Here is a 25,540-nt window from a genome sequence, read left to right on the forward strand (position 1 = left end):
GAAGGGGCACCGCTGTTCGCTCAGTCCGACGGCCCAGGCGCCAACACGTCGCGCTGCCCGTTGATGCCCATCGACGACACCAGCCCGGCAGCCTCCATCGCCTCGACCAGTCGTGCCGCACGGTTGTAGCCGATGCGGAACTGGCGCTGCACGAACGAGATCGATGCGCGCCGCGAACGCAGCACGAAGGCCGCGGCTTCGTCGTACAGCGGATCGAGTTCGGCATCGGCGCCTTCTTCGCCGAACAGCTCGCCCGAACCCTCGCTAGTCGGGCCCGCAAGAATCTCGTCCTTGTAATCCGGCTCGCCGTACAACTTCAGGTGCGCCACCACGCGATGCACTTCTTCGTCGGCGACAAATGCGCCGTGGATGCGTTGCGGATACCCCGTGCCCGGCGGCAGGAAAAGCATGTCGCCCTGGCCGAGCAGGCTCTCGGCACCCATCTGGTCGAGGATGGTGCGCGAGTCGATCTTGCTCGACACCTGGAACGCCACACGCGTGGGAATGTTCGCCTTGATCAGGCCGGTGATCACGTCTACCGATGGCCGCTGCGTGGCAAGAATCAGATGGATGCCTGCGGCGCGCGCCTTCTGCGCGAGGCGCGCGATGAGTTCCTCGATCTTCTTGCCAGCCACCATCATCAGGTCGGCCAGCTCGTCGATCACCACCACGATCATCGGCATCGTATCGAGCGTCTCGGGCACTTCAGGATGCGCGGGGAACGGATTGAGCAACGGACGTCCAGACGTCCGCGCCTCGCGCACCTTCTGGTTGAAGCCGGCGAGGTTGCGCACGCGAAGGTCCGACATCAGGCGATAGCGGTTCTCCATCTCGCCCACGCACCAGGCCAGCGCGTTGGCGGCGAGCTTCATGTCGGTCACCACCGGCGCGAGCAAATGCGGGATGCCTTCGTAGACGGAAAGCTCCAGCATCTTCGGGTCGATCATGATCATGCGCACGTCGTCGGGCGTGGCCTTGTAGAGCATCGACAGGATCATCGCGTTCACCGCGACCGACTTGCCCGAGCCTGTGGTGCCCGCCACCAGCATGTGCGGTGCCTTGGCCAAGTCCGCCACCACCGGCTCGCCGGTGATGCCCTTGCCCATGGCCAGGGTGAGCAACGAATCGGAACCGCGGTATTCGGCCGAGTCGAGGATTTCCGAAAGCGCGATCATCTGCCGGTGCTCGTTCGGCAGCTCCAGCCCCATGCAGGTCTTGCCGGGGATCGTTTCGACCACGCGCACGGAGGAGCGGCCCAGTCCACGCGCGAGATCCTTCATCAGCGCCACGATCTGGTTGCCGCGCACGCCCACGGCGGGTTCCACTTCAAAGCGCGTGATCACCGGGCCGGCCGATGCACCCACGACGGAAACCGGGACCTTGAACTCGCGCAGGCGTTGCTCGATGAGCTCGCCGGTTTCCGCCAGCTGCGCATCGTCGATCGCATCGAATGACGGACGCGGCGGCGCGAGCAAGGCAAGCGGCGGCAGCACCGGGTCGTTGCGCGGCCGGGTCGGCGTGGACATGACGGGATGCACCACGTCGGCACGGGTGGCGCTTTGCATGTCGTCGTTTGCCGCGACATGGCGCGCCGGCGCGATGACGCCCGACGGCGGCATGGGCAGCCGCGTGCTTTCGATTTCATCGGCGGGCGTGATCTCCGCCGGCGCCTCGATGGCAACCCCATGGGATGCCAGCACACGTTGCGCATCGACGCTCGCCAGCGACGGCGCTTCGGCTTGCGCGGAAAGCGATACGGTGCGCGGTGACGATGCGTGTGCCGCTGCCGCACCCGGTACGACCACGGCATGGCCACGCAACTCCGCTGACTTGACGAGCGGTGCGGCCCTGGCCAACGGCATCGAAGCAGTGGGCGGCGCGCGTCCGTGCTTGGGTGTCAGCCACGGTTCGCGGATCACTTTCTCGGTGCGCAAAGGTTGGCGCGTGCGAGGGCTGAACGAGGGCATGGGCGGCAACGGTTGTTCCGCACGCACAGGCGCTGCCGTGGGGGGCGCGGGGGCTTGTGTTCGCCGTACCGCATCGCCCTGGCGCTTGTGTGATTTCATGGCCTTGCGTTCCACCCGTCGCACCGCGCCGCGGGAGCGCGAAGGTGAGCGCGGCTGGCCGCGGCGCGATGCCACCCGATCCACGGCGTGCTGCAACACCGTGGCCAGCCCATCGATGACGACCGACACGCGGCCTAACATGGCCCGCCACGGCACGCCGAGATACCAGGGGAGGGCAGCCGCCAGCATGCCAAGCATCAATACGCTGCTCAGGCCCGCGCCAAGCAGACGGGTCCACGCATGGGCCAATGCGCGGCACACCGCGCCGCCCACGTTGGCATCGTCGGTGTAGTGGTCAATCACCAGGCCTTCCAGCGTCGCGCAGGCCAGCAACACCAGCAGCGCGCCAAGCCAGAAACGAATGGTGCCTTCGCCACCCGGCGGGCGCGGGCCACGCGCCATCAGCCGCCTGCCGAGGCGCCACAGGAGAGGAATCAAGCAGAGGGTGGACAGCCCGAAGGCGCCAAAAAAGAAAGTGAGCATGCCGGAGTGTTCGATGCTGCCACGTGCAAACTCAGCATGTTAGCGCCAATGCCTAACGAGCGTCAGCAGATCGTGCTGCAACCGGCTGACATGATTGGCGGCACTACTTGCCGATGCAGAACGAACTGAAGATCGCACCCAGCAGGTCGTCGCTGGTGTAGGTGCCGGTGATTTCGCCCAGCGCGTGCTGGGCCTGGCGCAGTTCCTCGGCCGCGAGTTCGCCGGCGCGAGTGGCACGCAGCACTTGGTCGGCCTGTTCCAGATGGACAGTCACCTGTTCCAGCGCAAGCACGTGCCGGCGACGCGCGCTGAAGGCGCCTTCGCCGCTGCCCGCACCGGCGACCTGCCTGAGGTGCTCGCGCAGCGCATTCAGGCCCTCGCCCGTCTTGGCCGAGGCCCATACCCAGACGCCGTCGGGCCGCGTCTCGTATCGCGCGCCGACATGTTCCAGGTCGATCTTGTTGATCAGCACCAGGCGCTCGACGCTGGCCGGAAGATCGGCGAGCAGCACGAGGTCGAATTCGACGTGATCGGCGTCGGTCACCAGCAACGCCATATCGGCGCGCGCCAGTTCGCCACGCGCGCGACGCACGCCTTCCTGTTCCACCGGATCGTCGGTCTCGCGCAATCCCGCTGTATCGGCCAATTCCAGCGCGACGCCATCGAGATGGAGCTGCTCGCGCAGCACGTCGCGCGTGGTGCCGGCGATGTCGGTGACGATGGCGCGGTCGCTGCCGGCGAGCGCGTTCAACAGGCTGGACTTTCCCGCGTTTGGACGTCCAATGATCGCCACGCGCAAACCGTCGTTGAGGCGCACGCCGCGCTGCGCCTCGCACAACAAAGCGGCCAGCTGCACGCGCAAGGCATCGAGTTGCTGTGTGATCAGCGGATCCGCCAGGAAGTCGATTTCCTCCTCGGGAAAATCGATTGCCGCCTCGATGTGTACGCGCAAGGCCACCAGCGATTGCAGCAGCTCATACACCTTGTACGAGAACACGCCTTCCATCGAGCGCAATGCGGCGCGCGCGCCAGCCTGCGAACGCGCAGCGATCAGGTCAGCCACCGCCTCGGCCTGCGCGAGATCCAGCTTGCCGTTCAAGAACGCGCGCTCGGTGAATTCACCGGGACGCGCCAGCCGCGCGCCCATGTTGCAGATGCGTCGCAACAGCGCATCGAGCAGCACCGGGCTGCCGTGACCTTGCAACTCCAGCACATGCTCACCCGTGTAGGAAGCCGGCGCCGGGAAATAGAGCAGCAGGCCACGATCGATCAACTCACCGTCGCTTTCGCGGAAGGCGGCGAAGTGGGCGTGGCGGGGATCGGGGTCGCGTCCCAGCAGTTCGTGCGCTATGCCAGGTACAGCGGGACCGGACACGCGCAACACCCCGACACCGGCGGCGCCGGAAGCACTGGCGATGGCGGCGATGGTATCAGCGGAGGTCATGGGTGGAATTATGCAGGCTGGTAAAGGTTCTGAGGAAATTGGCGTCTGCTGTTGGATGGAAGGACTGGCAGGACCATTGCGCACTGGGTGCGCTCCTACAGTCGAGCGACAAAGCGATCAAAAGGACGGAATCCGCAGACGAAAAAAAGGCCGCATCAGCGGCCTTTTTCCTCAAAACGGCGACAGCGGTCAGCCCGCCTTCGCCTTCTCTTCCGCGCGATCCACACTGCGCGTGATCAGCCACTGCTGCGTCAGGCTGGTCAGGCCGTTGACCACCCAGTACAGCACCAGGCCCGCCGGGAAGAAGAGGAACATGAAGCCGAATACCACCGGCATCACCTTCATCATCTTCTGCTGCGCCGGGTCCATGCCCGCAGCGGCCGGCGTCAGCCACTGCGTCGCCAGCATCACCAGGATGTAAAGGATCGGCAGCACGAACAGCGGATCAGGCGCGGAAAGGTCGTGCACCCAGCCGAAGAACGGCGCGTGACGCAGTTCGACGCTTTCCATCAGCACGCGATACAGACCGAAGAACACCGGCATGGTGATGAGGATGGGGAGGCAGCCCGACATCGGGTTGACCTTCTCCTTCTTGTACAGCTCCATCATCGCCTGCTGCATCTTCATCTTGTCGTCGCCGTAACGCTCCTTCAGAGCAGTCACGCGCGGCTGCAGCTTGCGCATCTTGGCGCCGGAGCGGAACTGCGCGGCAGTGAGTTTCCACAGCGCGCCCTTCAGCAGCAGCACCAGCAGGATGATGGCCACGCCCCAGTTGCCGCTGATCGCGTGCAGCTGCGACAACAGCCAGTGCAGCGGCTGCGCCACGACGGTCAGCCAACCGTAGTTGGTGGTGAGATCCAGGCCCGGCGCCACGGTGTCGAGCGTACCCTGCAACTTGGGACCCATATACAGGCGTGAAGCGATGGTCGTGCTCTGACCCGGAGCCACGCTCAGCGACGGACCGATCGCGCGGATCAGGTACATGGGCTGCGCGGTGTCGGGATTGATCACGCTGGTGCTGTACGTGTTGGCTTCCTGTCCCTGCGGAATCCATGCCACGAAGAAGTAGTGCTGCAGCATCGATGCCCAGCCGCCGGTGATGACGTGGTTGAGCGGCTTCTTCGCGAAATCGGCGAAGGGCAGCGTGGACATCTTGTCTTCCGGGCTGTACCAGGCGGCGCCGTAGAAGCTGTGCGAGGACGGGTCGCTGAAGTTCTGCCACCAGCTCTTCTGCTGCACCGGCGCCACGCGCTGCAGCTGCGTATAGGCATTGCCCTGCCACGCGTTGCTGCCGGCGTTGTCGATCTTCTCGCCCACGGAAATGACGTAGCTGCCGCGCTTGAGCGTATAGGTCTTGGTAACCGTCAGGCCCGAGGCGTCCGTCCAGGTGAGGTCGGCCTTCAGTTCGTCCTGGCCTTGCACCAGCGCATAGCTGGTCTGCGCGGCCTGGAACACGGCGCGATGATCGGGTGCAGCACCCTGGTTGCTCACCAGGCCGCTCTGCGCCACGAAATACTGGGAACGCTCGTCATCAAGAAGACGGACCGGCGCCGGGTCCGGATCCTTCCTGGTGCGCGGAATGGACGGGTAGTTGAGCAGCTCCGAACGCACCACGGTGCCGCCGCGGGTATCCACGGTGAGGCGAAGCACGTCGGTGGTCAGCGTGATCAGTTGCGCGGAAGCTTCCGTCGTCGTACCCGGCACCGCGGCGGGAGCGGTGGCGGCGGGAGCGGTGGCGGCGGGAGCGGAAGCGCCCGGCACGCTGGCGTCGGCGGCAGGCACTGCGGCGCTGGAGGACGATGCAGCGGCGACCTGTGGTTTCGGGCTGTAATCCTTGTCCCAGGCCATGAAAAGCAGGTAGGCCACGGCCAACAGGGCAAAGATGAGGAACGTACGCGTTTGATTCATCGCGGAGCAGATCCGGTGCATGCCGCGACATCGGGCCGCGGAACAGGGTGAATAAAGGTCAACGCACGATTGTGCCGGCCGCATCGCCCGGCTTCAATGTGGCCTCGAGCCTCACGGAACGCAGTTTCTTCCAGAGCAACTGCAGTTCATCGAGCAGCTCAGGGCCGGGCAGGTGCGCCGCCTGCTCGCGTGCCATCACCATGAGGTCGATGGCCGGAAGCTCAAGGCGATGGCGCCGGAACGATTCGCGCACGAGGCGCTTGAGGCGGTTGCGATCCACCGCGCGCTTGGACACGCGCTTGGAAATGGCCAGGCCCAGGCGAGGGTGATCAAGCCCGTTGGGGCGATAGCGCACAGAAAAACAGCGGCCGCCGAAGCGGCCGCTGACATGACGCAAGGCGGCAAAATCACCGGCGCGGCGAAGCCGCGCCTCGCGCGGCAGGCCGGCGGCACGCATCAGGGCGCGCCGCTTACGGGATCAGGCGCTTACGACCCTTGGCGCGACGCGCGTTCAGGATCTTGCGGCCGTCGGCCGTCGCCATGCGGGCGCGGAAGCCGTGGGTACGGGCGCGCTTGAGCTTGCTGGGCTGGAAGGTTCGCTTCGACATGGCTTCGTCCGAAGTTAAAGTGATAAAAAGGTTGGAAATTATGCAGGGTTATGGCGGGCGCTGTCAAATCCACCTGTCAAAGGGGTTGACATCAGCCTGTTGGCTTCCTGTGGATATCCATGTGGATATCCATCCCATGAAGGAGGGTTCGTGCTGCTAGACTTGCCGGTCCACCCCGCGCGAAAGCGCCCCTTCCTGTGGTTGAAAAGTATCCATGAGTGACCTGTGGCGGCGCTGTCTCGAGCGTCTCGAGGGCGAACTTAACGCCGAAGACCTGCACACCTGGCTGATGCCGCTGCAGGCGCGCGACGACACCCATGGCCTGCAGCTGTTCGCCCCCAATCCGTACACCCTGGACACGGTTCGCGAGCGCTACCTGGCGCGCATCGAGACGGTGATCAGCCAGCTGACCGGGCATGAGCTGACGGTCAAGCTGGAGGTCGGCTCCAGTTCGCCCCGCGCCAATCCCAGCGGCAAGATTGCCCCTCCCGCGGCTGCCAGGCCTGCGGCGGCATCTACCGCAACGATGATGGCCGAACCCCCGGCGCCCAGCTTCAACCACAACCTGGACCCGCACTACACGTTCGAAACCTTCGTCGAAGGCAAATCCAACCAGCTGGGCAAGGCCGCCGCCATGCAGGTGGCGATGAATCCGGGCCGCGCCTACAACCCGCTGCTGCTGTACGGCGGCACGGGCCTGGGCAAAACGCATCTGATGCACGCCACTGGCAACCTGATGCGCGAGCGCAATCCGGACTTCAAGGTGCTGTACCTGCGCTCCGAACAGTTCGTCGGCTCGATGATCGAGGCGCTGCGCACCAAGAGCATGGACGAGTTCAAGCGCCGCTTCCGTTCGGTGGACGCGCTGCTGATCGACGACATCCAGTTCTTCGCGGGCAAGGACACCACCCAGGAAGAGTTTTTCCACACCTTCAACGCGCTGTTCGAATCCAAGCAGCAGATCATCCTCACCTGCGACCGCTACCCGAAGGAAGTGGACAAGCTGGAGCCGCGGCTGAAGTCGCGCCTGGGCTGGGGCCTCTCGGTGGCGATCGAGCCGCCGGATTTCGAGACGCGCGCGGCGATCCTGCTGTCCAAGGCGCACGACAAGGGCGTGGCGGTGGGGGAAAACGTGGCGATGCTGCTGGCCAAGCGCATCCGCTCCAACGTGCGCGACCTCGAAGGCGCGCTCAATACGCTGGCGGCGCGTGCCAACTTCTACGGCAAGCCGATCACCATCGATTTCGCCGAGGAAACCCTGCGCGACCTGCTGGCCACGCATGCGCAGGCGGTCACGGTGCCCAACATCCAGAAGATCGTGGCCGACTACTACCAGGTGCGCCTGCAGGACCTGCTGTCCAAGCGCCGCGTGCGCTCGCTGGCGCGTCCGCGACAGATCGCCATGGCGCTGTCCAAGGAATTGACCGAACACAGCCTGCCGGAAATCGGAGAGGCGTTCGGCGGCCGCGACCACACCACGGTGCTGCACGCCTGCCGCACGATCAAGAAGCATTGCGAGACCGATACCCGGATGCGCCAGGACTGGGAACAGCTGATCCGCATCCTCACCGGCTGAATTACCGGGGGTTGTGCATGAAATGCTTGAAAAGTGTGGTGGCAAGCTGTGGATAATAGGTGGACGATTCGGCCGGCAAAGTTATCCACATTCGGCCCACAATCTTCCGGCCCTTTGGAACACAATGAGAGAATCATATAAAGTTTTGATTCTCTTAGTTTTTTTTTGATTTTTGAGTTATCCACTCCGCCTACCACCACTACAGAACTTCTTTTAAAAACAGAAAAGCAGGTTTAGGGGAAGCGAAAACATGCAATTCAGCATCCAACGAGAAGCTCTGCTCAAGCCGCTTCAGCAAGTCGTCGGCGTGGTCGAACGCCGGCAGACACTGCCTGTGCTTGCCAACCTGCTGGTGAAGGTCGCCGACGGCAAACTGTCGATGACGGGTACCGACCTCGAAGTCGAAATGGTCGCGACCACGGCTGCCGACAAGCTGGCCGACGGGGAGATCACCATCCCGGCGCGCAAGCTGTTCGACATCGTGCGTGCGCTGCCCGACGGTGCGCAGATCGACTTGAAGCTCAATGGCGACCGGGTGGCACTGAACGCGGGACGTAGCCGCTTCACGCTGGCCACGCTGCCTGCCACGGAGTTCCCGACCATCGATGAAATCGAGTTGGTCGAGCGGGTCACGCTACCGGAAGAAGTGCTGCGCGACCTGATGGAACGCACGGCCTTCGCCATGGCGAACCAGGACGTGCGCTACTACTTGAACGGCATGCTGCTGGACCTGCAGGAGCACACGCTGCGCTGCGTCGCCACCGACGGTCATCGTCTGGCGCTGAAGGAAACCAAGCTGGACAGCAAGGTGGCCGCGCGTCGCCAGATCATCATTCCGCGCAAGGGCGTGAACGAGCTGATCGGTCTGTTCGAGACGGGCGATGGCCAGGTCGAACTGGAATTCGGCCGCAACCACCTGCGCGTGCGTCGTGGTGACGTGGTGTTCACCTCGAAGCTGATCGATGGCCGTTTTCCGGATTACGAAGCAGTGATCCCGCTCGGTGCCGATAAGCACGCCTCACTCGATCGTGAAGTGCTGCGCGGCGCACTGCAGCGTGCTGCCATTCTTTCCAACGAAAAGTACCGTGGCGTGAAGCTGGAACTCTCCCCGGGCAAGCTGCGCATCGTCGCCCACAACCCGGAGCAGGAAGAGGCCGTAGAAGAAGTCGAGGCCGAGACGGTGGTGTCCGATCTTGCCGTCGGCTTCAACGTTGGCTACCTGCTGGATGCACTGGGTGCACTGCGCGGTGAGCGCGCTCGCCTGAACCTCCGTGACGCACAGTCCAGCTGTCTGGTGCAGGAAGACGATAGCGACCAGGCTCGCCACGTGATCATGCCGCTGCGCCTGTGATGTGGGGCAGGCGTTTGCCGGAAACGGGCAAGCCACAAGGGAACGCCGGGGCCGTCGCAAGACGCTCCGGCGTTCTTGCTTCGGGGGCAGGGTAAATGCGCCTTGAGAGTCTGCGCATCCAGGGCCTGCGTTGCCTGGCGGATGTCACCATACCCTTATTGCCTGGCGTGACGGTGTTTGCCGGCGCCAACGGGGCAGGCAAGACCAGCCTGCTGGAAGCGGCTTTCCTGCTTTCGCATGGACGATCCTTCCGGGCGGGTGCCAAGGACGCCTTGCTCCAACGTGGTGCCGAGCGGTTGTCGGTGTTCGCGCAACTGCGTCACGACGATGGGCAATCCCGTCGGTTGGGTCTGGGCCGGCAGGGCGTGCGCTGGGAGGCCAGGGTGGACGGGCAGCTGGCGACACTCAGCGAATTGGTGGGCGAGTGCGCCGTGGTCTGTTTCGAACCGGGATCCCACGCCCTTATCGCAGGCGGGGCGGAAGAACGACGGCGTTACCTGGATTGGGGCGTGTTCCACGTGGAACACGAGTTCTTTCTGGCCTGGCGGCGTTATCAGCGGGCACTAAAGCAACGCAACAGCTTGTTGCGAGCCGGCAACCCCGTCCCCGACGCCCAGTTCCTGCCTTGGGAGGCTGAGTTGGCTTCCGCGGCGGAGGTCATCGATCGGCAACGGCAGGTTTACCTCGGTGCACTCCGCCCCCATTTAGAACAGGCCATGGCGGCACTCTTGCCAGAGCTCGGCGCAGTGGAGCTGCGCTACAAGCGCGGTTGGGCGGAGGAGGCCGGTCTGGCGGATGTACTAGCCTCGCAGCGAGGGCGTGATCTTTCGCGCGGGCACACCACGGTGGGTTCTCACCGCGCCGATTGGTCGCTGGCGTTCGAACACGCCCCCCTGCGTGAGCACCTTTCTCGCGGTCAGGAGAAGCTGACAGCCCTGGGCTGTGTCCTGTCGCAGGCGGCGCTCTATGCAGAGCAGCGGAAGGAGTGGCCCATCGTTTGCCTGGACGATCTGGCTTCGGAGTTGGACAAGGCGCACCAGGCGGCCCTGGTCGCCCGCCTCAAGGATGCCGGGGCGCAGGTGTTGGTGACAGGAACGGAGGTTCCTGACGCGCTGCAGGAGGCCACCGCTCATGTGTTCCACGTGGAACAAGGCCAGCTCAGGCCCCTGCTATAATCGACGAATTGTGTATTCCGCCCGGCCTTAACACGGCGCCGAACCGGGCGGGGATTGGCGCCCCAGGAAACGGTCGACGAATGAACGCATCCTACGATTCGAGCAACATCAAGGTTCTGAAAGGCCTGGAAGCGGTGCGCAAGCGCCCGGGCATGTACATCGGCGACACCGATGACGGTACCGGCCTTCACCATATGGTGTTCGAAGTCGTCGACAACTCCATCGACGAGGCCTTGGCCGGCTATTGTGACCACGTCACCGTCACCATCCTTGAGGATGGCTCGGTCAGCGTCAGCGACAACGGCCGTGGCATCCCCGTCGATACGCACCCGGAAGAGGGCCGTTCCACCGCCGAGGTGGTGATGACGGTGCTGCATGCCGGCGGCAAGTTCGACGCCAATTCCTACAAGGTTTCCGGCGGCCTGCATGGCGTGGGCGTGTCGGTGGTGAACGCGCTCAGCTCGCATCTGTGGCTGACCATCTTCCGCGAAGGCAAGGAGTACCAGCAGGAATACGCCCATGGCGAGCCGCTGTACCCGATCAAGCCCGTCGCTGATTCCACCAAGCGCGGTACCACCGTGCGCTTCCTGCCGAGCACCGGCACGTTCACCAATGTCGAGTTCCACTACGACATCCTGGCCAAGCGCCTGCGTGAACTCGCGTTCCTCAATTCAGGCGTCACCATCGACCTGAAGGATGAGCGCGGCGAGGGTCGCCATGACCGCTTCGCCTACGAAGGCGGCATCCGTTCGTTCGTGCAGCATCTGGCCCAGCTCAAGACCGCGCTGCACCCGAACGTGATCAGCCTGAGCGCCCAGCAGGACGGCATCTCCGTCGAACTCGCGATGCAGTGGACCGACTCCTACCAGGAGACGATGTTCTGCTTCACCAACAACATTCCGCAGCGCGACGGCGGCACCCATCTCACCGGCTTCCGTGCGGCGCTGACGCGCTCGCTGCAGGGTTACATCGAGAAGGAAGGCTTGGCCAAGAACGCCAAGGTCGCGCTGTCTGGCGACGACATGCGCGAAGGCCTGATCGCCGTGCTGTCGGTGAAGGTGCCTGATCCGAAGTTCTCCTCGCAGACCAAGGACAAACTGGTGTCCTCCGAGGTGAAGACCGCGGTGGAGCAGGCCGTCAACGAGAAGCTGGGCGAATTCCTGCTGGAACACCCGAACGAAGCCAAGGCCATCGCCTCCAAGGTGGTCGACGCCGCGCGTGCCCGCGAAGCCGCCCGCAAGGCCCGCGAGATGACCCGCCGCAAGGGCGCGCTGGATATCGCCGGCCTGCCGGGCAAGTTGGCCGACTGCCAGGAGAAGGACCCCGCCCTGTGCGAACTGTTCCTGGTCGAGGGTGACTCCGCCGGCGGCTCGGCCAAGCAGGGCCGCAACCGCAAGACCCAGGCCGTGCTCCCGCTGAAGGGCAAGATCCTCAACGTGGAGAAGGCCCGCTTCGACAAGATGCTGTCCTCCGCCGAAGTCGGCACGCTGATCACCGCGCTCGGCACGGGTATCGGCAAGGAGGAGTACAACCCGGACAAGCTCCGCTACCACCGCATCGTCATCATGACCGACGCGGACGTGGACGGCTCGCACATCCGCACCTTGCTGCTGACTTTCTTCTACCGCCAGATGCCCGAATTGATCGAGCGCGGCCACGTTTATATCGGCCTGCCGCCGCTGTACAAGATCAAGCAGGGCAAGAACGAGATGTACCTGAAGGACGACGCGGCCCTCAACGGCTACCTCGTCTCGAGCGCGGTCGATGGAGCGGAACTGCAGTATTCGGCGGATGCGCCAGGCATCTCCGGTGAGGCACTGGAAAAGCTGCTGCGCGACTACCAGACCGCACTCGACCAGATCGAGCGACTGGGCCATCGTTTCGACGCCACCGTGCTCACCGCGCTGCTGGAGTACGCACCGGTCGAGCCGGCGCTGTGGACCGACCCGACCGCGATGCAGGCTTGGCTGGCCGGTGTGGAATTGCGCCTGGCCGCCAGTGGTCTGGGCAAGCCGCGTTATCGCCTTGCCTTGCGCCCGGCGGTGGACGAGCACCCGGCCGCCATCGAGGTGGTGCGAGAGCAGCACGGCCTCAGCCACACCTGGTTGCTCCCGCAGCCGTTCTTCGGCGGCAACGAGTTCCGCCCGATCCTGCAGATGAGCCAGCAGCTCGCCGGCCTCGTCCAGTCGGGCGCGGTGGTCCGCCGTGGCAACGGCTCGCGTGGCGTCCTGAGCTTTGCCGAAGCACGCCACTGGCTGCTGGAGGAGGGCAAGAAGGGCCGTACCATCCAGCGCTTCAAGGGCCTGGGCGAAATGAATCCGGAGCAGCTGTGGGAGACCACCGTGAACCCGGAAACCCGCCGCATGCTGCAGGTAGGCGTCGAGGATGCCTTTGCCGCCGACCAGATGTTCTCGATGCTGATGGGCGAAGCGGTGGAACCGCGTCGCGACTTCATCGAGGCGAACGCCCTGAAGGTCGCCAATCTGGACATCTGATTCACCGTGCCGGTGTTGGCAGTCGCCTTGCGGCGGCGGTCACACCGGCATTCATTTCGGGCGACGTGTTAGCGCATTAATACGTTAGCGCGCGCCTTGGAAAGCGCAAAACCGCGATTTCCAAGGGCAAAAAGTCACGCATGACGTTGCTCGCGGGCTTGCAAATGATGTCAGTTCGCGGCCGTATGGTTCAACTTATTGATTTTTAACAATCTTTGTTGTGGCATTGCGACTTGTTATCTGCAGCCTAGTCAGGTTACGCTCAGCGATCCCCCGCGCCTAATGGGCGTGAAAACCTTACACCTGAGGACTGCCATGAAGCGTGTTCCCTTGATCAAGATGCTTGCAGGCACGGCGCTGGCCCTGGCCGTCGTGAGCACCCCGGTCATCGCAGGCGCGAGCTCTTCCAAAGAAAAGAAGGAAGTGCTCTACCCGAACACCACCCGCGCCGAACCGAAGCTGGACCTGACCAGCGAGAAGGATCAGAAGGCCGTCAACGAAGGCCTCGACGCGGTCGCCAACCAGGACAAGGACAAGGCGAACCAGATCCTCCAGCCGATCGCCGATGGCGGCAGCAAGAGCAAGTACGCACAGGCACTCGCCCTCCAGGGCCTGGCCAACATGCATTACAACGATGGCGACGTGAAGGGCGCCATCGACCTGCTCAAGCGCGCGCTCGACAACGGCGTCATGCCGAACGACACGTACTTCCAGCTGCAGTACGAGCTCGCCCAGTTCTACCTGGCCGACGAGCAGTACCAGCCGGCGCTGGACACGATTGCCAAGTGGCGCGCCGACGGCAAGAAGGAAACCGCCGACTCGTACGCGCTGGAAGGCAATGCCTACTACCGTCTCGAGAAGTACCCGCAAGCGATTGCCGCCATCAAGAAGGCGCAGTCGATGACCGACAAACCGAACGACAGCTGGAACCAGATCCTGATGGCCAGCTACTCGGAGTCGGGCCAGGGCGACCAGGCCGCGCAGCTGGCGCAGCAGCAACTGGCTTCCAATCCGAATGACGCCAACGCGCTGAACAACGCCGTGGCCGTGCTGATGCAGTCCCAGAAGTATCCGGAAGCGATCTCGCTGATGGAGAAGGCCAAGGCCAATGGCCAGCTGAAGACCGAGAAGGACTACGTCAACCTCGCCAAGCTCTACTTGGTCACCGGCCAGGACAGCAGCGACCAGAAGGGTCCGGCTTCCAAGGCCGTGGCCACGCTGGAGGAGGGCATGAGCAAGGGCATCGTGCAGTCGTCGTATGACAACTACATGCTGCTCGGCGCCGCCTCCTACATGTCCGACAACACGTCCAAGTCGCTCGCCGCGTACCAGAAGGCCATCCCGATGGCCAAGGACGGCGAGGCGAACATCCGCGCCGGCCAGCTGCTGATCGCGGACAACAAGTACACCGAGGCCAAGGGCCTCATCCAACAGGGCATCGACAAGGGCGTGCAGCACAAGGGCACTGCTTATATGTTGCTGGCCGAAGCGTGCCGTGGCCTCAAGGACAAGCCCGGTACGATCGCAGCCATGGAGAAGGCCGCACAGGATCCTGAAACCTCCGCCAAGGCCAAGGCCTGGCTGAAGGCGCAGGGAACTAGCAAGTAAGGCAAAAAGTGTATCTACCGTGAGGCGGATAGACGTCCATATGGATGCCTCACGGGTGCTATACAAATGCCATGTGCTGTTGTACCGTTGAAACCTTTCCGTGCTCTCGTCCAGTGGCAAATGTCATCCCTTGTTTGGATCGATATTGCCACCGGATGCCGTGACCACGACTCACCGATTAACTAGCTCCAGATAGTGACAGATGGCCTCAAGTAACGAAGCAACCGGCCAAGGGCCGTTCAATTGGAGGCGTACCTGGGCGCTGGCCGTAGCCATCGCGCTGCATGCGTTCGCGTTTCTGTTGCTGGTGGCGCCTATGGCACCGCCGAAGCAGGTACAGAAAGAAAAAGAACGCACTGTCCAGGTGAACTTCATCGAGCCGCCGCCGCCGCCGCCGCCGCCGCCGCCGCCGCCGCCGGAGCCGCCGAAGCAGCCGCCGCCGAAGATCATTCAGCAGGTGAAGCCGCCGCCGACACCGCCGCCGCCGGCACCGCCGCCGGCTGTGGAAGAGCGCTCGGCGAACGCCGTCTCGGCACCGCCGCCGGCACCGCCTGCTCCTCCGGCTCCGCCTGCGGATATCACCGCCAGCCAGGACATCAGCTATAACAGCCGTATCCAGCCCAAGTATCCGCCGCAGGCTATCCGCCAGCGTCACGAGGGCACGGTCACGCTGATGATCCTTGTGGGTGTGGATGGTTCGCCCAAGGACATCAAGGTGGAATCGTCCAGCGGTTACCGCGAGCTGGATCAGGCAGCGATTGAAACGGCGCGCAAGTGGCGCTTCAATCCGAACATCAGGAACGGACAAAAGACGGAAGGCTATGTCCGCGTCCCGGTCAATTTCAATCTCAATCAGCTGTAACTTCGGTTACGGTCAATCAGTTCACGCTTGACTTTCCAAGGGTAGCGTTATGTTCCTGCAAACTTCTCCGGCCCCCGCGGGCGGTACCACCAACGCCGAAGCCATGAAGTCGATGGGCTTCGACCACCTCATTCACCACTTCGATTTCCTTGGCTGGATCGTGTTCGTGGTGCTGGTGGTGATGTCCTTCTCCTCCTGGTACTTCATCATCGCCAATGCCATCCGCAACGCCATGGTTCGTGGCCGCGCCGACAAGGTGATCAACGGTTTCTGGGCCAATGGTTCGACCCAGGACGCGATCCGCGAGCTGGAAGCCCAGCCCAAGGGCGAACCGTTCTCCAAGATCGCCCTGGACGCCGCTTCGGCCGTCGCTCACCATCAGCAGGCTTCGGCCGGCGGTGGTCGCCTCGCCGAGTCGCTCAGCCGCTCCGAGTTCATTGATCGCGCCCTGCGCCAGGCTGTTGCTCGCGAGAGCCTCCGTCTGGAAGGCGGCCTGACCCTGCTCGCCACGGTCGGTTCGTCGGCACCGTTCATCGGTCTGCTGGGTACGGTGTGGGGTATCTACCACGCCCTGATCTCGATCTCGGCTTCCGGCAACGCTTCGATGGAAGCTGTGGCAGGTCCGGTGGGTGAAGCTCTGATCATGACCGCTTTCGGTCTGTTCACCGCTATCCCGGCCGTGCTCGCCTACAACTTCTTCAACCGTTCGAACCGCCTGACCTACGCTCAGTTCGACGAGTTCGCGCACGACCTGCACGACTTCTTCGCCACCGGCGCTCGCGTCGAAGGCAAGTGAGGATCTGACCCATGGCGATGAGCACTGGAGATAATTCCGGCGGCCCGATGTCGGAAATCAACGTCACGCCGCTCGTCGACGTGATGCTGGTTCTCCTGATCATCTTCATGATCACGGCACCGCTGATGTCTCACCGAATCACGGTGGATCTGCCGACCGCCAATCCGAAGGTTTCGGATAACGAGCCGGTGGAACCGATGGATTTGGCCGTGAAGCCGGATGGCACGTTGTACCTCAGTGACGTCGAAGTCACCGAGGGCGAGCTGAAGGCGCAGTTTGCGGTTGCGGCAGCCAAGAGCCCGCAACCGGAACTGCAGATCCGCGCGGACAAGACCACGGAATACAAGGTCGTGAAGAAGATCCTGGCCAGCGCCAAGGAACAAGGCATGGTCCATGTCGGTTTCATCACGACCGGCAAGGAGTAACAGTCAATGGCATTCAGTTCTGGAAGTGGTAAGGGGCCAATGGCTGACATCAATGTCACGCCGCTGGTCGACGTGATGCTGGTGCTGCTGATCATCTTCATGATCACGGCGCCGATGCTTACCCACAAAGTGAAGATCGACCTTCCGCAGCCGAATCCGAACGTGGTCCAGCCGGAAAATCCGCCGGAACCCGTTCGCCTGAAGATCGACCAGTCCGGCGCGCTGTACTGGAACGATACGCCGGTGGACGAGCTGGGCCTCAAGGCACAGCTGGCGGTGATTGGTGGTCTGGGCGATCCGGCCAAGCAGCCGGAAGTGCAGATCGCTGCGGACGATGGCGTTGCCTATGAGCACGTCGCCCGCGTCCTGGCCGATGCGAAGAGCTACGGCCTGACCAAGATCGGCTTCACCGAAGGTCAGTGATTTCGCAGTAAACCGCAGTAACACTACCCTTAGAAACCCCCGCCCCGTGCGGGGGTTTCTTTTTTGGGCTATTCGAAAAGTTTGGCATGGACGTTTAGACGTCCGAATACATTGCGAGGTCCATCGCGCACTGCGTGCGCTCCTACAAGGTGGCGCTGTTCTTGTAGGAGCGCACCCGGTGCGCGATCAACATCACATCGACGAGAAAAGGCTGCGCGAAGTATCTGCAGGGCGCTGCGTTATCGAGGAAAGGCTCAGCGCAGAATCTGCAGGTAGTTGCGCACCGTGGCCGCGAGTCCTTCGTACAAGGCTTCGCCGATCAGCGCATGGCCGATCGATACTTCGGCCAGGCCAGGAATGGCCGCCTTGAACGTGCCGAGATTGGCCTGGCTCAGGTCGTGCCCGGCATTCACCGCAAGACCCGCGTGTTGCGCGCGCCTTGCCGTGTCGGCGCAACGCTCCAGCTCGGCTTGCACGTCCCCCGCAGCGAACGCGTGGGCATAGGGACCGGTATAGATCTCGATGCGCTGCACGCCGATGGAAGCTGCGGCCTCGAAGCCATTCGCACCGGCATCGACGAACAGGCTCACGCGGGAACCGATGTCACGCAGCTCGGCGACGAGCGGGCGCAACACCTCGATGTCGCGATCGAGGTCGAAGCCGTGATCGGAGGTGATCTGGCCATCGTCGTCGGGAACCAATGTCACCTGCGTGGGCCGCACTTCGCGCGCGAGTGCGATGAGGCCGGGATAGCTGCCGCGTGCGGGCGCGAACGGGTTGCCTTCGATGTTGTATTCGACGCGGCCCCGCAACATGGCGGCGAGTGAGCGCACGTCCTCGGGGCGCACATGGCGCTGGTCGGGACGAGGATGCACGGTGATGCCGCCGCAGCCCGCATCGATGCAGGTCTGCGCTGCGCGAATGATGTCTGGCTCGGTGCCGCCGCGCGAGTTGCGCAGCACGGCGATCTTGTTGACGTTGACGCTGAGCAGGGTCATGGAGAGTGCACGTCTCGGGAGTCGAGGACCGCGGGATAGGCGCGGCGGGTCGCAAACAGTGCGCCGATCAGGCAGGGTCGGCAAGTGTCCACAGCCGCACGTGGCGAGGCTCGCCGTGCCATGCGAGCGTACCGACATGCTCTTCGTCCAGCGCCAGTCGGTGCAGCTGCCACTGGCCGGCCTCGTGACCCTCCAGACGCCCAAGAATGGGCAGCTCCGAGGAGCCCGCGATGCTCAGTCGATGAAGCCCGAAGGCCAGCCCGCGGCCCAGCGCCTTCAGCACGGCTTCCTTGGCGGTCCAGAGGTCGAGGAAGGCCCGGTCGCGTTGTGTTGCCGGCACGCCTTCCAGCCACGCTGCCTCGTCCGGACTGAAATAGCGCCGGGCGATGGGCACCGCCTTGGGATGCGGGCGCAGCCGCTCCAGATCGACGCCCGGCGCGACGCCGCGGGCGATGGCGATCAGCGCCTGGTCGTGGCTGTGCGACCAGTTGAAGGCGAACGCATCGCGGTGCGGGTCGGCGAGCATGGGGCGTCCGTGATCGGACTCCTCAAGCTGCACGGCTTCCGCCGGCACGCCGAGATAGGCGGCCAGCATCCAGATCAGCGGGGCGCGCCCGCGATGGTGGTCATACGCCAGGCGCCACACGTGTATCTCGTCATCGCCCAGCCGCTCTGCTACTTTCCCTGGCGTCTGGCCGTCCGTCGTCATCATCCGCGCATGTTGCCGGGTGGATGGCGGCACTGACAAGCATCGCGAACGTCGATGCCCGCGCCGCACGGCCTTTTGCCTGCAGGGAAGCCTCAGTACGGAGAATCACGCTTGATCGCCGGATGGCTGCTGCTGCTGGTGTCACTGCTCTACGTGGGCCTGCTGTTCGTCGTGGCCTACGCGGGAGACCGGCGGCCGCTGTATCCACGGCAGCCGAGATTGCGGCCGCTGGTGTACAGCCTTGCGCTGGCCGTGTACTGCTCGTCCTGGACGTTCTACGGCGCGGTAGGCACGGCGGCACGCGAAGGACTCGGCTATCTGCCGATCTATCTCGGTCCGATCCTGCTGTTCGTTTTTGGCTTCGGGTTGTTGCGTCGACTCGTGCTGCTCGCGCGCCAACGCAACATCACCTCCATCGCCGATTTCATCGGTGCCCGTTTCGGCAAGTCACATGGACTGGCGGCGCTGGTGGCCATCATCGCGGTGATTGCCGTGGTGCCTTACCTCGCGCTGCAGTTCAAGGCAGTGGCGATGTCGTATTCGGTGCTGGGCGGCATGGGTGCGCCCGGTGCCAACCAGTTCGGCGACAGTGCGCTGTGGTGCGCCATCCTGCTCGCCACATTCGCCATCCTGTTCGGCACGCGTACCATCGATGCAACCGAGCATCACCACGGACTGATGCTGGCCATCGCGGTGGAATCGCTGATCAAGCTGATGACCTTCCTCGCATTGGCAGGTTACGCGCTGTGGCGCGGACCTGGCTTGCAGGCTACAGCGCATCTGCCACTGCAACAGTTTTCCGAAGGCGTTTCCCCGGGCTTCCTGGCGCAGACGCTGCTCGCGTTCTGCGCGATGTTCTGCCTGCCGCGGCAGTTCCAGATCGGCGTGGTGGAATGCGAAGACCCCACCGATCTTTCGCGAGCTCGCTGGTTGTTTCCCATCTACATGGCGCTGGTGAGCCTGGCGGTGTTGCCCATCGTGGCGGCCGGTCTGCACATCCCGCAGGTACTGGGTGGCAACAAGGATGCATGGGTGCTTACCCTGCCCATGAGCTATGGCGATCGAGGCATGGCGTTGCTGGCCTTCATCGGCGGCTTCTCGGCGGCGACGGGCATGGTGATCGTGGCGTCGGTGGCGCTGTCGACCATGATAAGCAACGACCTCGTCATGCCGATGCTGTTGCGCGTGCGACGCTTCAGGCTGGACGAGCGTGCGGATCTTTCGCAACTCGTGCTGCTGGTCCGCCGCATCGCGATCATTGCGCTCGCGGCCATGGCGTACCTGTACTACCGCGTGGTGGCCGACGCCACCAATCTCGCCGACACGGGCCTGCTCGCCTTCGCCGCCGTCGCGCAATTTGCGCCCGGCATCGTCGCCGCACTCTACTGGCGTGGCGCGAGCAGGCGCGGCGTGACGGTCGGTCTTGCCGCGGGTTTCCTGGTGTGGGCGTACACACTGCTGCTACCCGCGATGGATCGCTCGGCCGACTGGCTCGACACCGGTCCGATGGCATTGAGCTGGCTGCAGCCGCAAGCACTGTTCCACCTGAGCGGTTGGGATCCGGTCATGCATGGCACGTTCTGGTCGCTGCTGATGAACGTGGCGTGCCTGCTCTTCGTGTCCTTGCGGTTCCGGCCCAACCTTGAGGAACGCCTGCATGCCGCAATGTTCATCGACCCGTATGCGATCGATAACCGCGGTGCGGGAGACTGGCGTGGCCGTGTGGCCGTGGCGGATTTGCGCACGATCGCCGAGCGCATTGTGGGCGAACGCACCAGCCAACGCGCTTTCGACGAGTACGCCGAGCGTCGCGGCAAGCCGCTGCAAACGGGTGAAGCCGCCGACCGCGCCCTGATCCAGTACACCGAGCGCCTGGTGGCTTCTGCCGTGGGCGCGGCGAGCGCGCGTCGCATCCTGATGGGCGCGTTGTCGGGATCGGGTCTGGACATTGCCGAAGCCATGGCGCTGATGGACGAAGCTTCGCAGGAGCTGCGCTTCAATCGCGAACTGCTTTCCACCACGCTTGAGAATGTCTCGCAGGGCATCAGCGTGGTGGATGCGAACATGCGCCTGGTCGCATGGAATCGTCGTTACCTCGAACTGTTCGACTACCCAGACGGCATGGTCTACGTCGGCGTACCGGTGGCGGACCTGATCCGCTGGAACGCCGATCACGGCGAATGCGGGCCCGGTGAAGTCGAAGCGCACGTGGCCAAGCGCATCGGCCATATGCGCGCGGGATCACCGCATCTGTTCCAGCGCATCCGCCCCGATGGCACGGTGATCGAAATGCGCGGACGCGCGCTGCCGGGCGGCGGCTACGTCACCACCTATACCGATGTCACCGCATACAAACATGCGGAGCAGGCGTTGATCGAGGCGAATGAAAACCTCGAGCAGCGCGTGGACCAGCGCACCGCGGAATTGAGCGAAGCACTCACCGCCACGGCCAACGCGCGCCGCGATGCCGAGACGGCCAATGCATCCAAGACACGCTTCCTGGCGGCGGCAAGCCATGACTTGCTGCAACCGCTGAATGCGGCTCGACTCTTCACCGCCGCGCTGCGCCAGCATCCCGGGCTGGATGCGGAAGCGGGGCAACTCGCGGAACGCATCGATGCCTCGTTCCGCGCCGCAGAAGACCTGCTCGATGCGTTGCTCGACACGTCCCGACTGGACGCGGGAAGCTATCGCGCCGACATCAGCAACATCGCCTTGTCCGACCTTTTCGACTCGCTGAAGGCACAGTTCGCGGTGATCTCCGAACAGCGTGGCCTGCGTCTGCGCGTGGTGCCCACGAAACTCGCCGTGCGCAGCGACCCGCAACTGCTGCGGCGCATCCTGCAGAACTTCATTTCCAATGCGCTGCGCTACACGCGCACCGGTAGCGTCCTGCTGGGTGCACGGCGCATGGGTAGCGAAGTGCGCATCGAGGTGTGGGACACCGGGCCGGGCATCGCCGCCGCGCAGCGTGCGCGCATCTTCGGCGAGTTCCAGCGCCTGGATCGGCCATCGCCATGGGGCGAGAAAGGCCTGGGCCTGGGTTTGTCGATCTGCGAGCGCATCGCCGGCATTCTCCATCACACGCTGGAACTGGATTCGCGCGAAGGCAAGGGCAGCCGCTTTGCCGTGCGCGTGCCACGCGCGGAGAGTGCGGTGCCGCGTCGCCGTGCGTCGGTGCACCCGCTGCCCAACGAGCAACTGCCGCTCACCGTGCTGTGCCTGGACAACGACTCCTCCATCCTTGATGGCATGCGCGCGTTGCTGCAGCGCTGGGGCGTGGATTGCAGGACGGCGCTCGATGTGGCGCAGGCGCAACAGGAACTGCGTCGCGGGCATATCGACCTCATCCTTGCCGACTATCACCTGAGCGACGACATGGACGGCCTGCAGGCGCTGCAGCAGCTACGCAGTGCAGTGGACGACATGCCACCGGTGGCGATGATCACCGCCGACGGCAGCAGCGAACTCAAGCAGCGCGCACGGGCGCTGGGATATCCGATTCTGCACAAGCCGGTGCGGCCGGCGGCATTGCGGGCGTTGTTGACGGCGTTGGTGAGGAGGCAGACGCCGGCTTAGGCGAGTGTGAGGCGTCTGATCGCGCACTGAGTGCGCTCCTACGCATGAACGCCGCTGGTTATTCGTCGTCGTCCGGCAGAGGCGGTAGAGCTTCCTTGTCGATCGCCAGATGACTGGCGGCCAGCGCGACCTGCGTGCGGTTGTTCACGCCCAGCTTGCGCATGATCGCCGTCATGTGCGCTTTAACTGTCGCTTCGGACACGCCAAGGTCGTAGGCAATCTGCTTGTTGAGCAGGCCCTCGGCAATCATCGTGAGCACGCGGAACTGTTGCGGCGTGAGCGTGGCGATGCGATCGGCCACGGCGGCTTCGTCCGGCTTGAGCTCCGCGCCGCCGCCCACGAACTGATGCGGCAGCCACACGTCGCCATCGAGCACCTTGCGGATCGCCGTGATGATGTCTTCGCCCGGCGTCGATTTCGGGATATACGCGGAGGCACCATGGGCCAGCGCACGACGCGCCACCTGCACGTTCTCGTGGCCGGATACCACGATGGTGGGCAGGCCCGGGAACTGGCCACGAATATGCGCCAACGCCGAATACCCACGCGCGCCCGGCATGTGCAGATCCAGCAGCAGCAGCTCGGCATCGGGATATTGCTCGATGAGGCTGAGCAGCGTGTACACGCTGTCGGCGCAATGCACGCTGGCATGAGGCACGGCGGCCACCACGGCGCGTTGCAGCGCGTCGCGGAACAGCGGGTGGTCGTCGGCGATCAGGACATCGGGCATAAGCGAGAAAAGTAGTGCAGAGGAGTGAGAAACGAGAGAGAGCACACTCGCTTCCCGTTCCGATTCAGGCGTTGCTGTTCACGGCCAAAGGAAGCCTGCGAAGAGAAGCGCGAACGAGAGGACGGCAGCATTCTCACTCCTCTTCACTCACTCCTCGTCATTTGATCAGGCGCTCATCCACCAGGTTCTTCACCACACCCGGATCGGCCAGCGTGGAAATATCGCCGAGCTGATCCGGCTGGTTCTCGCCGATCTTGCGCAAGATGCGGCGCATGATCTTGCCCGAACGTGTCTTGGGCAGACCGGGCGCCCACTGCAGGAAATCCGGCGTGGCGATGGGTCCGATCTCCTTGCGCACCCACGCGACGAGTTCCTTGCGCAACTCCTCGCTACCGTTCTCGCCGGCGATCAGCGTGACAAAGGCGTAGATGCCCTGGCCCTTGATGTCGTGCGGCGCGCCAACCACGGCGGCTTCGGCCACCTTGGGATGCGAGACCAGCGCACTTTCCACTTCGGCGGTGCCGATGCGGTGGCCGCTCACGTTGATCACGTCGTCGACGCGACCGGTGATCCAGTAGTAGCCGTCCTCGTCGCGGCGCACGCCGTCGCCGGTGAAGTAGTTGCCCGGATACGCGCTGAAATAGGTGTCGATGAAACGTTGGTGGTCGCCGTACACCGTGCGCATCTGGCCCGGCCAGGAATCGGTGATCACCAAGTTGCCTTCGGTGGCGCCTTCCAGCACGGTGCCGGAGGCGTCAACTACGGCGGGGATGATGCCGAAGAAAGGCTTGGTCGCCGAACCGGGCTTCGCGTCGATGGCGCCGGCCAGCGGCGTGATCAGGATGCCGCCCGTTTCCGTCTGCCACCAGGTATCAACGATCGGGCAACGCTCGTCGCCGACCACGCGGTAGTACCACTCCCACGCTTCCGGATTGATCGGCTCACCCACCGAACCGAGCAGGCGCAGCGAGGCGCGCGAGGCCTTCTTCACCGGGCCTTCGCCTTCGCGCATCAAGGCACGGATGGCGGTGGGCGCGGTGTAGAACAGCGTGACCTTGTGCTTGTCGATCACGTTCCAGAAGCGGCTGGTGTCCGGATAGTTGGGCACGCCGTCGAACATCACCGTGGTGGCGCCATTGGCAAGCGGCCCATACACCACATAGCTGTGCCCGGTGACCCAGCCCACATCGGCGGTGCACCAGTACACATCGTCCTCGCGCAGGTCGAACACCAGCTCGTGCGTGTAGCTGGCATAGACGAGATAGCCACCCGAGGTGTGCAGCACGCCCTTCGGCTTGCCGGTGGAACCGGACGTGTAGAGGATGAACAGTGGATGCTCGGCATCCACCGGCGTCGGCGGGCAATCGGCCGATTGGCCGTCCATCAGCGTGTGGTAATAGCGATCGCGCGGCGACTGCATCGGCACGGCGCTGCCGGTACGGCGCACCACGATCACGGTCTCCACGCTGTTGGTGCCCGGGCGTTCCAGGGCGGCATCCACATTGGCCTTCAGCGGAATCTTCTTGCCGCCGCGCACGCCTTCGTCGGCGGTCACCACCACCTTGCAGGCGGAGTCGGCGATGCGGCCGGCCAGCGAGTCGGGCGAGAAACCGCCGAACACCACGGAATGCACGGCGCCGATGCGCGCGCAGGCCAGCATGGCCACCGCGGCTTCCGGCACCATCGGCATATAGATGGCCACACGGTCGCCCTTGCTGACGCCAAGGTGCTTGAGCGTGTTGGCGAACTTGCACACTTCCGCGTGCAGTTCCTTGTAGGTGATGTGGCGCGACTCGTTCGGGTCGTCGCCTTCGAAGATGATGGCCGTCTTGTCGCCACGCTCGGCCAGGTGGCGGTCGAGGCAGTTGGCCGCGACATTGAGCTCGCCGTCCTCGTACCAGCGGATATGCAGGTCATGGGGATCGAAGGAGACGTTCTTGATCTTCGTCGGCGCCTTCGTCCATTGCAGGCGCTCGCCCACCTTGCCCCAGAAGCCCGCCGGGTCCTTCACCGATTCGGCGTAAAGCCGCTCGTAATCGTCCTTGCGAATGCGGGCGTTGGCGGCGAAATCGGGCTTGACGGGGTAGAGCTTGGTCATCGTGGGGCTCCTGCGGCCGGTCTCGCCGGCCTCCTCATGCGTTGAATGTTGCCGCAGCGCACCATGGCCGGCGGTAGCGACCGAGTGTAGCGGTTGGGCGGTGATCCTTACGTTGCCGCGCGCTTTCGACTTTGGTCGAGGTTCGACCAATGGGGAATAGGCGACCGCGTTGCAGCATGGACATGCTCGGGCCGGTCATCGACCTG

18 protein-coding genes and 2 pseudogenes are annotated in these 25,540 nt (G+C 64.1%); 10 read left to right on the plus strand and 10 right to left on the minus strand.

The window, feature by feature from the left end:
• Window positions 1–20: 20 nt before the first annotated feature.
• The 6 genes and pseudogenes from VFG49_RS19250 to rpmH form a co-directional block, all read right to left on the minus strand.
• Window positions 21–1,637 (minus strand): annotated as a pseudogene (locus VFG49_RS19250) (DNA translocase FtsK); the annotation flags it as partial.
• A 570-nt stretch (window positions 1,638–2,207) separates the two neighbouring features.
• A pseudogene (locus VFG49_RS19255) lies at window positions 2,208–2,549 on the minus strand (DNA translocase FtsK 4TM domain-containing protein); the annotation flags it as partial.
• Between the two features lie 103 nt (window positions 2,550–2,652).
• Complete coding sequence (mnmE, locus tag VFG49_RS10970) at window positions 2,653–3,993, minus strand: tRNA uridine-5-carboxymethylaminomethyl(34) synthesis GTPase MnmE (protein ID WP_324860370.1); 1,341 nt, start codon at window positions 3,991–3,993, stop codon at window positions 2,653–2,655.
• A 189-nt stretch (window positions 3,994–4,182) separates the two neighbouring features.
• Window positions 4,183–5,901 carry a membrane protein insertase YidC gene (gene yidC / locus VFG49_RS10975; protein ID WP_324860373.1) on the minus strand — a complete coding sequence of 573 codons (1,719 nt, stop codon included), beginning with the start codon at window positions 5,899–5,901 and terminating at the stop codon, window positions 4,183–4,185.
• 58 nt (window positions 5,902–5,959) lie between these two features.
• Window positions 5,960–6,358, minus strand: a complete 399-nt coding sequence (rnpA, locus tag VFG49_RS10980) for a ribonuclease P protein component (protein ID WP_324860375.1) — start codon at window positions 6,356–6,358, stop codon at window positions 5,960–5,962.
• Window positions 6,359–6,371: 13 nt separating this feature from the next.
• A complete protein-coding gene (gene rpmH / locus VFG49_RS10985) occupies window positions 6,372–6,509 on the minus strand; it encodes a 50S ribosomal protein L34 (protein ID WP_019464789.1) in 138 nt (45 codons plus the stop codon).
• Window positions 6,510–6,723: 214 nt separating this feature from the next.
• Between rpmH and dnaA the strand changes: the two genes are divergently transcribed.
• The 9 genes from dnaA to VFG49_RS11030 all read left to right on the plus strand — a co-directional run bounded on the left by dnaA (window position 6,724) and on the right by VFG49_RS11030 (window position 17,220).
• A complete protein-coding gene (gene dnaA, locus VFG49_RS10990; RefSeq protein ID WP_324860379.1) occupies window positions 6,724–8,085 on the plus strand; it encodes a chromosomal replication initiator protein DnaA in 1,362 nt (453 codons plus the stop codon).
• A gap of 250 nt (window positions 8,086–8,335) precedes the next feature.
• The gene (gene dnaN / locus VFG49_RS10995) at window positions 8,336–9,436 is read left to right on the plus strand and encodes a DNA polymerase III subunit beta (RefSeq protein WP_324860381.1); all 1,101 of its coding nucleotides are present in this window, start codon (window positions 8,336–8,338) and stop codon (window positions 9,434–9,436) included.
• A gap of 95 nt (window positions 9,437–9,531) precedes the next feature.
• The gene (gene recF, locus VFG49_RS11000) at window positions 9,532–10,611 is read left to right on the plus strand and encodes a DNA replication/repair protein RecF (RefSeq protein WP_324860383.1); all 1,080 of its coding nucleotides are present in this window, start codon (window positions 9,532–9,534) and stop codon (window positions 10,609–10,611) included.
• Window positions 10,612–10,691: 80 nt separating this feature from the next.
• Window positions 10,692–13,106, plus strand: coding sequence for a DNA topoisomerase (ATP-hydrolyzing) subunit B (gene gyrB / locus VFG49_RS11005; RefSeq protein WP_324860385.1), 2,415 nt, complete (start codon window positions 10,692–10,694; stop codon window positions 13,104–13,106).
• Window positions 13,107–13,421: 315 nt separating this feature from the next.
• On the plus strand, window positions 13,422–14,714 hold the full coding sequence (locus VFG49_RS11010; RefSeq protein WP_324860387.1) for a tetratricopeptide repeat protein: 1,293 nt from the start codon (window positions 13,422–13,424) through the stop codon (window positions 14,712–14,714).
• A 202-nt stretch (window positions 14,715–14,916) separates the two neighbouring features.
• Window positions 14,917–15,576: an energy transducer TonB gene (locus VFG49_RS11015; protein WP_324860389.1), complete on the plus strand. Its 660-nt coding sequence runs from the start codon at window positions 14,917–14,919 to the stop codon at window positions 15,574–15,576.
• A 49-nt stretch (window positions 15,577–15,625) separates the two neighbouring features.
• Window positions 15,626–16,372, plus strand: a complete 747-nt coding sequence (locus VFG49_RS11020) for a MotA/TolQ/ExbB proton channel family protein (protein ID WP_324860391.1) — start codon at window positions 15,626–15,628, stop codon at window positions 16,370–16,372.
• Between the two features lie 11 nt (window positions 16,373–16,383).
• Window positions 16,384–16,797 carry a biopolymer transporter ExbD gene (locus VFG49_RS11025; RefSeq protein WP_324860393.1) on the plus strand — a complete coding sequence of 138 codons (414 nt, stop codon included), beginning with the start codon at window positions 16,384–16,386 and terminating at the stop codon, window positions 16,795–16,797.
• Between the two features lie 6 nt (window positions 16,798–16,803).
• The gene (locus tag VFG49_RS11030; RefSeq protein WP_324860395.1) at window positions 16,804–17,220 is read left to right on the plus strand and encodes a biopolymer transporter ExbD; all 417 of its coding nucleotides are present in this window, start codon (window positions 16,804–16,806) and stop codon (window positions 17,218–17,220) included.
• Window positions 17,221–17,474: 254 nt separating this feature from the next.
• On the opposite strand, the gene VFG49_RS11035 is transcribed toward VFG49_RS11030, so the two are convergent.
• Both VFG49_RS11035 and VFG49_RS11040 read right to left on the minus strand, forming a co-directional pair.
• Window positions 17,475–18,218, minus strand: a complete 744-nt coding sequence (locus VFG49_RS11035; RefSeq protein ID WP_324860397.1) for a pyridoxine 5'-phosphate synthase — start codon at window positions 18,216–18,218, stop codon at window positions 17,475–17,477.
• A 67-nt stretch (window positions 18,219–18,285) separates the two neighbouring features.
• Window positions 18,286–18,930, minus strand: coding sequence for a 4'-phosphopantetheinyl transferase family protein (locus tag VFG49_RS11040; protein ID WP_324860399.1), 645 nt, complete (start codon window positions 18,928–18,930; stop codon window positions 18,286–18,288).
• Window positions 18,931–19,038: 108 nt separating this feature from the next.
• Here VFG49_RS11040 and VFG49_RS11045 point away from each other — a divergent pair, with 108 nt between their 5' ends.
• Window positions 19,039–22,506 carry a PAS domain-containing hybrid sensor histidine kinase/response regulator gene (locus VFG49_RS11045; protein ID WP_324860401.1) on the plus strand — a complete coding sequence of 1,156 codons (3,468 nt, stop codon included), beginning with the start codon at window positions 19,039–19,041 and terminating at the stop codon, window positions 22,504–22,506.
• 58 nt (window positions 22,507–22,564) lie between these two features.
• Here VFG49_RS11045 and VFG49_RS11050 read toward each other — a convergent pair whose 3' ends face one another.
• On the minus strand, window positions 22,565–23,236 hold the full coding sequence (locus VFG49_RS11050) for a response regulator transcription factor (protein ID WP_324860403.1): 672 nt from the start codon (window positions 23,234–23,236) through the stop codon (window positions 22,565–22,567).
• Window positions 23,237–23,393: 157 nt separating this feature from the next.
• Complete coding sequence (gene acs / locus VFG49_RS11055) at window positions 23,394–25,334, minus strand: acetate--CoA ligase (protein WP_324860405.1); 1,941 nt, start codon at window positions 25,332–25,334, stop codon at window positions 23,394–23,396.
• Window positions 25,335–25,540: the final 206 nt, after the last annotated feature.

The sequence above is a fragment of the Dyella sp. genome (genome assembly GCF_035685885.1).
GTDB lineage: Bacteria > Pseudomonadota > Gammaproteobacteria > Xanthomonadales > Rhodanobacteraceae > Dyella.

Bases quoted from the DNA above. Each gene is read 5' to 3' on its own strand.
- VFG49_RS11040 (WP_324860399.1), bottom strand. From the start codon at position 18,930: ATGATGACGACGGACGGCCAGACGCCAGGGAAAGTAGCAGAGCGGCTG.
- acs (WP_324860405.1), bottom strand. From the start codon at position 25,334: ATGACCAAGCTCTACCCCGTCAAGCCCGATTTCGCCGCCAACGCCCGC.
- recF (WP_324860383.1), top strand. From the start codon at position 9,532: ATGCGCCTTGAGAGTCTGCGCATCCAGGGCCTGCGTTGCCTGGCGGAT.
- yidC (WP_324860373.1), bottom strand. From the start codon at position 5,901: ATGAATCAAACGCGTACGTTCCTCATCTTTGCCCTGTTGGCCGTGGCC.
- rnpA (WP_324860375.1), bottom strand. From the start codon at position 6,358: ATGCGTGCCGCCGGCCTGCCGCGCGAGGCGCGGCTTCGCCGCGCCGGT.
- gyrB (WP_324860385.1), top strand. From the start codon at position 10,692: ATGAACGCATCCTACGATTCGAGCAACATCAAGGTTCTGAAAGGCCTG.
- VFG49_RS11015 (WP_324860389.1), top strand. From the start codon at position 14,917: ATGGCCTCAAGTAACGAAGCAACCGGCCAAGGGCCGTTCAATTGGAGG.
- VFG49_RS11035 (WP_324860397.1), bottom strand. From the start codon at position 18,218: ATGACCCTGCTCAGCGTCAACGTCAACAAGATCGCCGTGCTGCGCAAC.
- VFG49_RS11050 (WP_324860403.1), bottom strand. From the start codon at position 23,236: ATGCCCGATGTCCTGATCGCCGACGACCACCCGCTGTTCCGCGACGCG.
- VFG49_RS11010 (WP_324860387.1), top strand. From the start codon at position 13,422: ATGAAGCGTGTTCCCTTGATCAAGATGCTTGCAGGCACGGCGCTGGCC.
- VFG49_RS11025 (WP_324860393.1), top strand. From the start codon at position 16,384: ATGGCGATGAGCACTGGAGATAATTCCGGCGGCCCGATGTCGGAAATC.
- mnmE (WP_324860370.1), bottom strand. From the start codon at position 3,993: ATGACCTCCGCTGATACCATCGCCGCCATCGCCAGTGCTTCCGGCGCC.
- rpmH (WP_019464789.1), bottom strand. From the start codon at position 6,509: ATGTCGAAGCGAACCTTCCAGCCCAGCAAGCTCAAGCGCGCCCGTACC.
- dnaA (WP_324860379.1), top strand. From the start codon at position 6,724: ATGAGTGACCTGTGGCGGCGCTGTCTCGAGCGTCTCGAGGGCGAACTT.
- dnaN (WP_324860381.1), top strand. From the start codon at position 8,336: ATGCAATTCAGCATCCAACGAGAAGCTCTGCTCAAGCCGCTTCAGCAA.
- VFG49_RS11030 (WP_324860395.1), top strand. From the start codon at position 16,804: ATGGCATTCAGTTCTGGAAGTGGTAAGGGGCCAATGGCTGACATCAAT.
- VFG49_RS11020 (WP_324860391.1), top strand. From the start codon at position 15,626: ATGTTCCTGCAAACTTCTCCGGCCCCCGCGGGCGGTACCACCAACGCC.